Origin of the sequence: Staphylococcus sp. McC-251-APC-3A2 (genome assembly GCF_009695665.1) — a bacterium.
Lineage (GTDB): Bacteria > Bacillota > Bacilli > Staphylococcales > Staphylococcaceae > Staphylococcus > Staphylococcus cohnii.
In genome coordinates this window covers 1-1,949 of the sequence record NZ_VUNO01000019.1, presented here as the reverse complement: position 1 = coordinate 1,949, position 1,949 = coordinate 1, and the positions used below count along the sequence as shown (strand labels likewise).

The 1,949-nt window shown below is 30.8% G+C and carries 2 protein-coding genes; both read left to right on the top strand.

The annotated features are described in order from the left end of the window. On the top strand, positions 1-487 hold a 487-nt coding region (locus FYJ81_RS12950), incomplete at its 5' end, for a hypothetical protein (protein WP_154409735.1). A 12-nt stretch (positions 488-499) separates the two neighbouring features. Then, positions 500-955 (top strand): hypothetical protein, encoded by a 456-nt coding sequence (locus tag FYJ81_RS12945; RefSeq protein WP_040030199.1) that lies wholly within the window; start codon positions 500-502, stop codon positions 953-955. The last annotated feature ends 994 nt before the right edge of the window (positions 956-1,949 follow it).

Genomic DNA, 1,949 nt, shown 5'->3' with positions numbered 1-1,949 from the left:
TGATGAATTTGCAGAAGCAACAAAATTAAAAAGTCTACAATCAGATTTAGAACAAGAATTAATCGAAGTCGACGAACAACTTAACTCATCAGATTATAAAGTAACTGAAGAAGAATTTGACCAGTTCTACAAGGCATACAACAAAGAAATGACAGGATTTAAGGATGAACATCAAAAACTAGCGAAAGAGATGCAGGATAAACTGCAAGATGTTGTAAAAGTGTATCGTAAAATGATTGAGAATAAAAATGAGGCTGGTCGTCGTATATCTCGTGAACATTATGTTAAGCAAGAGAAAAATAATCCTGGTAACATTCACAACCAGTATAAAGGCCAAATGCTAGACCATGAAATTAATTTAGGTGATGGGGATAAATACGACGAACAATCGACACCAAGAGGCTATGCATGGAAATTAGAGAAAGCATTAGATACCGTTTCTCGTGATGAGTTCCAAAAATATCATTATGGCAAGAAACAATGGTAAGGATGTGAGTATATGCTAACAACAATCAAACAATCAGATAATAACGTTAAATATAATAAGCAAAAGAATCGAATTACAGTACAAGCACTTACGACAGATAAACCTGTAGAAATGGGAACGACCAAAACAGTAGATCCTAACTATCAGACATTTAAACCATATGAGTTAGATAACAATGTATTTCAAGCATTAAAAGACAATGACAAGCTATGCGTGATGTTAGACAACAATAAAGATAGTAATATCCTAGCATCGATACATCGTGGCAATTTAACAGTGGTAGTCAATAAAGGACTGTATGGACTGTCTATAGAAGTGGATGACAAACCAATTATGCAAGAATTTATAAAGTTAGTGCAGCATAACAAAGTTAAGAGTGTACAAATCTATACAGATGAAGTGACATCGATGAATAAGCTCATTGAAAAGATTGGTAAAATAAAAGCAATTTCTATTAATACTAGATAATATAAAGTAGCATTATGACGGCGTTCATGGTATAATATAGATATTAAAGATATACTAAATCTTTAATGTTGAGCGCTCAGTATTAAAGTCTAAATTAGCCATTGGGCATTTAACTCCTTGTTATTTTCATTAGTTCCTAGTTCTTCTGTACGTTGGTTTAGGCCATCACTATTAATTGGTGGTGGTCTTTTCTTAAAGTATGTATGTGAAAGTAATCACAATGATATATGTGGAACGCATTCAATGTGTAGCAGATACTTCAACATAGTATATAAAAGCACATACAGTTATAAGACCCAAGTATTAAAGGTGCAGGCAAACAATGAGCATAGATAATAAAGCGCCATCTGTTATAAAGTGCCCAAGCATTAAAGACACTGTGTATTAAAGCACACTGCTTATTAAGGTGGATAGTTTAGAGGACTGCACAATAAAGTACGCAGTGATTAAGCTACCTACATTAAAGGTCGGGTTATTAAGGACACAGTTTATAAGGTCACTACTTTTAGTATGAGGATTAGATCCAACTAATGAGATAGTTCACACAGAAGTTTCATTGTGATTGTTCATCAACATTCAAAGAGAAGAAATGAATTGTAATTGATATTTGATTTCTAATTAAGAATGATTAATCCAATTAAGATAAATTGTTTAAGTTAATTCATTTGTTGAAGTTCAATTGTTGATTGAGTTCAGAATATAAATGATTTCATTTGTTGAATCAATTCAGTTAAGAAGTTCATTAAGAGAAGAAAGTAAATGTAAAAAGTAATTTCAGATTTGAATTACAAAAAAGTTTTAAAGAATTATTTTCAAAATAATATTTCTAATTTCAAAATAAAAATTAAATTCAAAAATCAAAATGAGATTTAAAAATATAAATAATAATTGTTGTTCGTAAAGTGATAAGCAAGAACAATGTTAGAAGCAATTAGGAGATACAAAACGTTATAACTAAGCATGAATACTTTGCATTATACAATGCCATTTGTAG